Below are 6530 nucleotides of genomic sequence, written 5' to 3' on the forward strand. Positions count from 1 at the left end.
CACTCCTCTGCAGCGGGCCGCGCGCTCGCTCGCGGCCCGGTTCCTGGGCTCCTCGGGCCGCCTGCGGACGGGCGGGCCGGGAGAGTGAACGGCACGGATGCGGGCGGTCGCATCGGTCGGGGCGGAGCGGGTCGGGGCGGGTCGGATGGGCCTGCGCGGGAGGGGTCCCCACTGCCGGGGCTGGTGGAGATCGGGGCCCCTTCGCCGGGGCGGGCGCGGTCAGCGTGTCCTCCCGCGTCCCGAGGCCCAGGCGATGTAGCCGTCGGGCCGGACCAGCAGCGTGGGGCGGCGCCGTCCGCCGGTCCAGTGGGCCCGGACGACCGGGCCGGGAGGAAGCGGGGGCGTGGCCACATCGCCGTTCTCCGCTTCGATCAGGACGAACGCGCCCGCGCGCAGCAGTTCGTAGAGCCTGCCCTCGGCCAGTCGCAGGTCCGGGGCGCGCCGTCCGGTGAGCGGGTGGGCGCCACGGGGCGCGCGGTAGGCGATGCCGATGCCGGAGACCATGCCCATCGCCCGGCCGGCGGCGGGCCGGACGGAGCCCAGGAACCGGGCCGCGAGCGAGCGCGCGGCCCGCTGCAGAGGAGTGTGCGCCATGGCGAGGCGCACGATCGCGCCGCTGCTGCGCAGCACGGCCCGGCCCACCGGGTGACGCTCCGCCTCGTACGAATCGAGCAGGGCCTCGGGGGCGGGCGTCCGGCCCCGTATGACGGCGGCCAGCTTCCAGGAGAGGTTGGCGGCGTCCTGGAGGCCGGTGTTCATGCCCTGGCCGCCGGCGGGGGAGTGGACATGGGCCGCGTCGCCCGCGAGGAAGACCTGGCCCACGCGGTAGGCAGGGGCCTGACGCTCGTCGCTGTGGAAGCGGGAGAGCCATCGCGCGTCGTGCATGCCGAAATCGCTGCCGAGCGCACGGCGGGCGATGTCGCGGACCTCGTCGAGGTCGACGGGCTCGCCGTCGTCGACCTGACGGGTGCGGTCCCACCCCATGACGCGGTACCAGCCGTCCCCGAACGGGGCCATGAAGGCGAAGGTGTCGCCCGCGCCGTTGACCGTGAGCAGTTGGGCGGGCTCCTCGGCGAGCCGCACATCCGCGAGCACGATGGAACTGATCACGGAGGCACCGGGGAAGGGCAGCCCGAGGGCCTGGCGCACGGCGCTGCGGACGCCGTCGGTGCCGACGAGGAAGCGGGCGCGGAGCGTGGTGCGGGTGCCGTCGGACGCGCCGAGGACGGCGGTCACGGAAGCCTCGTCGACGGCTTCGGTGCGCTCAGGGGCGGATCGCGGGGTGACGGCGGTGCGAGTGGACGCCGCGCGGGCGGAGGCGGTCCGCGGGGTGGCGGGGGCCGCGTCCGGGACGAGGCCGGTCAGTTCGGTTCCGTGGAGGAAGACGACGCCGGCGGCGCGGGCCCTGCGCTCCAGCAGTCTCTCCACCTCGTACTGCGGAGTGATCAGCAGGAACGGGAAGCGGCTGGGAAGCCTGGAGAGATCGAGGGCGAGGTGACGGAAGAGGCGGAGCCGGGTCAGCCGGATGCCCGTCGCGACCAGTTCGTCGGCGAGCCCGCGGGCGTCGAGGGCCTCCAAGGTGCGGGCGTGCACCCCGAAGGCGCGGGTGAGGCTGCTCGTACCGGCGGGCCGGCGCTCGACGAGGGTGACGGCGACGCCTGCCTCTGCGAGGTCGCCGGCGAGCAGCAGCCCGGTCGGGCCCGCTCCGACGACGATCACGTCCGTCCGGGGTGTGTCGGCGCCGGACGCGTCGCCGCCCATGTCGTGCCTGCTTGCGCTGGTGGAGCCGGACTCGGCGGTGCCGCTCATGACTGCCTCCCGTATGTCGACGGCGTGCGGCTGCGGATGACGCACACACGACGGTCAACGACTGTTGGCCAACACTTGTTGGTCAACGCTTGTTGGCAAATGTAGGCGGGAAGGTCTGGCGCTGTCAACGGTTGTTGGCCTACAGTTGTTGGCATGACGACGGAAGCAGTCGGCGGTCCGCGCCGCTCCGATGCCACGAAGGCCGCGATCCTCGAAGCCGCGCGGGAGCGCTTCGCCGCCGACGGGTACGAGCGGGCGACCATCCGCGCCATAGCGCGTGATGCGGGCATCGACCCCTCGATGGTCATGCGGTACTACGGCAACAAGGAGGGGTTGTTCGCCGCGGCCTCCGAGTTCGACCTCCGGCTGCCGGGGCTCGGGGCCCTGCCCGGGAAGCACGCGGGTGCGGTCCTCGTCTCCCACTTCCTCGACCGGTGGGAGCAGGACGAGGTGCTGACGGCCCTCCTGCGGGCGGCGGTGACCAATCCGGTGGCGGCGGAGCGTGCGCGGTCGATCTTCAGGGACCAGCTGGGACCGATCGCGGCCGGCATGTCACCGGACCCGGCGGACGCCCCGCGCCGGGCCGCTCTGGTCGCCTCTCAGATCCTCGGCATGGCGCTGGCCCGCTACGTCCTGTGCCTGCCGCCCGCCGTGGACATGGAGCGGGAGGAGGTGGTCCGTTGGCTGGCACCCACCGTGCAGCGCTATCTCACGGCCGAGAACCCCTGAACGGGCGGACGGGGCGGCACTGATGGGTCCGGTCCGGCGGAGGGCTGCCGATCCCGGAGGCGCGGACSGCSGACTGCTTCCGTCGTCAWGCCAACAACTGTAGGCCAACAACCGTTGACAGCGCCAGACCTTCCCGCCTACATTTGCCAACAAGCGTTGACCAACAAGTGTTGGCCAACAGTCGTTGACCGTCGTGTGTGCGTCATCCGCAGCCGCACGCCGTCGACATACGGGAGGCAGTCATGAGCGGCACCGCCGAGTCCGGCTCCACCAGCGCAAGCAGGCACGACATGGGCGGCGACGCGTCCCTCCTACGACGTCTTCGCGCAGTGCACGGCGTGCGAACGCGTCTACTGGCGCGGCGCGCACCACGCCCGCCTGGAGACGATCGTCGAGTCGGCGATGCGGGCGGCCTCCCCGCCGGTGGGGGTGCCGGCCGCCCGCATCGCCGACTCGACGATCGTCTCCAGGCGGGCGTGGTGCGCGCCGCGCCAGTAGACGCGTTCGCACGCCGTGCACTGCGCGAAGACGTCGTAGGAGCGTTGCGTCCCCTGCTCGAGTCTGTTCTGCACGGAGTCCTTGTCGGCCTCCCGCAGCGGGCCGTTGCACGCGGTGCACCTGGTCCAGGGCGCCAGCGCCGGGGCGAACCGCTCCAGCACGTCCGTGAGCTGGTCGTCGGGACGGTCGCTGTAGACGTAGGCGCCGGCCCAGATCTCCCGTCGGCGAAGCAGCCCCCGGTCACGTGAGAGCAGTACGCGCCGCTCCTTCGCGGAGAGAGCGGCGAGGGCGGGGTCGCCGATGTCCTCGTTCTCGTACGCGGCGTCCACGCCGAGGAGGCGCAGTCGGCGGGCGAGCGTGCCGAGGTGGACGTCGAGGAGGAAACGGAGGGGTGCGCCGGGCACCGATTGGGGGCGTTCCACGCCGAGCACGTGGATGTGTTCTCCCGCGCGCGGGATGTGGGAGACCGGCACCGGGGAGCCGTCGGCCAGCAGGCGGCCCGCCTCCGTCAGCGGCACGCCCAGGGACTCGACGACATGGCCCAGGGTCGACGAGCCGTCCGTGACCACGGGGGTGCGTCCCTGGCGTCGGTCCGACGGGACGAACAGGCGCAGTTCGGGAGCGACGCTGAAGGAGATCTCCGGTCCGTTCACGGCGTCAGCATGTCATCGGGCGAGCGGCTCCAGCCACCGGATTGCGGCTGTCCCACGAGCGCGGAGGCGGCCTCGCGGGGCAGGCCGCGGCCCCGCCGACCCGGCGGCCGGTTGCAGGAAGGCCCGGCACGCGGTGGCCCGTCGCGGGGCATGCCGGCACGGGACGAACCCGCCGCGGGGCGAACGCGTCGCGCACCGGGCCCGGTGCGGTACTGACCCGCCACGGGGCGAACCCACGGGGCGAACACGTCCCGCGCCGGACCCGTCGCGGGGCGAACCCCTCAGGGGACGAACCGGAAGTGGGTCATGACCGGGGGGCCCTGCTCGCCGAGCACATGGAACGCGACGGCCGGCGGGGCGTCGCGATCGACGAGCGTGTCCCCGGGCTCCCACGGCAGGCGCACGGTCGACACGACACCCGGCGCGATGAGCAGCGGGAGACCGGCGAAGGTGGTGGCGGCGGGGGTGTGGGCGTGGCCGGTGAGGATGGCGGGGACATTCGTGCGGCCGGCCAGAACCTCCGCCAGGCGGTCGGCGTTCGTGAGGTTGATCGAATCCAGATAGGGGTGGTGGAGCACCGCGGGAGGGTGATGGAAGGCGGGGAGCGCAGGGGTGTCACCCAGGTCGTCGAGGGTGCGCTCCAGCCAGTTCAGGGTTTCGTCGTCGAACAGCCCCGCGTCCTCTCCGGGGATCGTCGAGTCGCACAGCAGGAGGGCGTGGCCGCCGACCGGATGCAGCCGGTTCACGGCCCCCTGGGTCCCCGTCTCGGGCGCGGTGCCGAGGAGGACCTCGCGATAGGCGGCACGGTCGTCGTGGTTGCCGGGGCAGGTGAGGTACGGGGCGGTGAGGCCGGAGAGCAGATCCGCCGCGAGCGAGTACTCCTCCCGTGCGCCGTGGTCGGCTATGTCGCCCGTCACCAGGACCGCGTCGGGCTGCCGGGTCAGGGAGTTGAGGTACGACACGGTGCGGGCGGCGCGGTCGGTCGCCCGGGCGTCGCCGTCCAGGTGCAGGTCGCTGATGTGGGCGAGCAGCATGAGTGAACCCCCTCCATGGCTAATGGTTCGATCACCCTATTCCATTAGTCGACCTCCGAGAAGCTGCGGGAGGGGAGGAGGCGCGCGCCGCCGAAGGATGTGGGGGCGGCTGTCATCCGCTCGTGGGGCGGCCGTACGCCGTGGGCGGTACCCCCACCGTCGAGGTGAAGTCCCGGACCAGATGCGCCTGGTCGCTGTAGCCGAGCTCGTCCGCGAGGGCGGCCCAGTCGGGTTCCCGGCCCGACTCCGCCCGTTCCAGGGCCTCGTGGATCCGGTAGCGCAGGATGACCCACTTCGGGCCGACGCCCACCTGCTCCGCGAAGAGGCGTTGCAGCGACCGCGCGGACACGCCCTCCGCCGACGCCAGTTCGGCCACCCGCCGGATCGAGCGGTCGGTGCGTACACGGTCGACGAGGGCGATGGCCCGCAGGGAGCTGTCCACGCTCGGCGGGTGCGGTCCGAGGCGGAGCAGCAAGGCGTCCAGCGCGGCGACCCGGGCGTCCTCGTGGTCCGGGGCGACGACGGCCCGCACCCCCTCCGGCGACGTCGGCGCAGGTGCCGAAGCGGTCGCGGCCTCCGCCTCCGCCCCTGCTCCGACTCCCGGCCCCGGTCCCGGCCCCGGTCCCGGTCCCGGGAACGCCTCGGGCAGCGGCACCCGCCGGCCCGTCCAGTACGACACCGGCCGGTCCGGCGCGAACGGGCGGAAGCCGCCCGGCCTGAACTGCACCCCGCACACCCGCCCGCGGCCCTCCAGTTTCTGGGTGAACAACTGCAGGCCGATGCCCGCGACCTCCGCCCAGGGCTCCGCGTCGCCGTAGTGCTGGAAGACCATGTTCACCGAGGGGTGCGGCACCACATGGGTGGCGTACGGCTCGGCCAGGTCCCAGTCGATGAGCCAGTAGTGCTCCAGGTAGGGGCGCAGCTCCGGGGCGGGTTCGCGGCGGCGGAAGTGGACCCGGGCGAGGAGTTCCCGCGCGTCGACGATGCCCCTCGTATCGCGTCGCGGACCCGGCATGTCCCGATCCTATGGCGCGGGCGGACGGGTGTCCCCCGGGCGGGACGGGGCTCCGAGGGGCGTCGTGTCGCGTTTTTTCAATACGCCGGGAAGGGCGGCTGCCACTGTGGTCCGTATGACGAACGCCATCAGTGAACTGCTCCGCACGGCATCGGAACGATCTGTTCCGGTAGTTCGCGGCATCGCCGACGACCGGCTCGGCGACGCGACGCCGTGTGCCGAGTACGACGTGCGACAGCTGGTCGACCACCTCTACCAGGTCGTGGTCAACTTCCAGGCACTCGCGGCGAAGAAGGACGCCGACTTCTCCCAGGAGGCCGCGTACGTCGGCCACGGGGACTGGCGTGCCGGGTTCGCCGAGGAGGCCGGGGCCCTCGTCGACGCCTGGGCCGCACCGGGCGCCGACCAGGGGGTGACCGGGCAGATGAACATGCCCGCGCCGCTGGTCGGCCGGATGGTCCTCGGCGACCTGACGGTCCATGCCTGGGACCTCGCCCGGGCCACCGGGCAGGAGTACGCCCCCGACGAGTCCGTGGTCGGCGAACTGCTCCCGGCCTTCGGGGAACTCGCGCCCACGGCTCGCGCGATGGGTGTCTTCCGGGAGGAGCACCCGTTGCCGGACGGCGGTGAGGGAGTGAGCGACTTCGACAGGCTGCTGGCGCTGACGGGGCGCGATCCGCAGTGGCGGCGGCCGTAGCGCACGGGTGACGGCGCCGGGGCATGACCCGGCCGCGGTGGCCGGCGAACCCGGCCGGCACGTCAGCCGTCTCGCCGGGCCCACGGCCACCCCGC

6 protein-coding genes are annotated in these 6530 nt (G+C 73.2%); 2 read left to right on the forward strand and 4 right to left on the reverse strand.

The genetic code is table 11. The features are described 5' to 3' along the window. Positions 1-219: 219 nt before the first annotated feature. A complete protein-coding gene (locus EAO77_RS20475; protein WP_261994054.1) occupies positions 220-1761 on the reverse strand; it encodes an FAD-dependent oxidoreductase in 1542 nt (513 codons plus the stop codon). Positions 1762-1962: 201 nt separating this feature from the next. On the opposite strand from EAO77_RS20475, the gene EAO77_RS20480 reads away from it, so the two are divergent. Then, positions 1963-2538 (forward strand): TetR/AcrR family transcriptional regulator, encoded by a 576-nt coding sequence (locus EAO77_RS20480; protein WP_147989750.1) that lies wholly within the window; start codon positions 1963-1965, stop codon positions 2536-2538. A 350-nt stretch (positions 2539-2888) separates the two neighbouring features. Here EAO77_RS20480 and EAO77_RS20490 read toward each other — a convergent pair whose 3' ends face one another. The 3 genes from EAO77_RS20490 to EAO77_RS20500 form a co-directional block, all read right to left on the reverse strand. Beyond that, complete coding sequence (locus tag EAO77_RS20490; protein WP_147989751.1) at positions 2889-3689, reverse strand: Mut7-C RNAse domain-containing protein; 801 nt, start codon at positions 3687-3689, stop codon at positions 2889-2891. A gap of 281 nt (positions 3690-3970) precedes the next feature. Beyond that, entirely contained in the window at positions 3971-4723 is a 753-nt protein-coding gene (locus EAO77_RS20495; protein WP_147989752.1) for a phosphodiesterase, read from the reverse strand. Between the two features lie 112 nt (positions 4724-4835). Continuing rightward, positions 4836-5738 (reverse strand): helix-turn-helix domain-containing protein, encoded by a 903-nt coding sequence (locus tag EAO77_RS20500; protein ID WP_147989753.1) that lies wholly within the window; start codon positions 5736-5738, stop codon positions 4836-4838. Between the two features lie 115 nt (positions 5739-5853). On the opposite strand from EAO77_RS20500, the gene EAO77_RS20505 reads away from it, so the two are divergent. Beyond that, positions 5854-6435 (forward strand): TIGR03086 family metal-binding protein, encoded by a 582-nt coding sequence (locus EAO77_RS20505; protein WP_147989754.1) that lies wholly within the window; start codon positions 5854-5856, stop codon positions 6433-6435. The last annotated feature ends 95 nt before the right edge of the window (positions 6436-6530 follow it).

The sequence above is a fragment of the Streptomyces sp. T39 genome (assembly GCF_008042045.1).
Classification (GTDB): domain Bacteria; phylum Actinomycetota; class Actinomycetes; order Streptomycetales; family Streptomycetaceae; genus Streptomyces.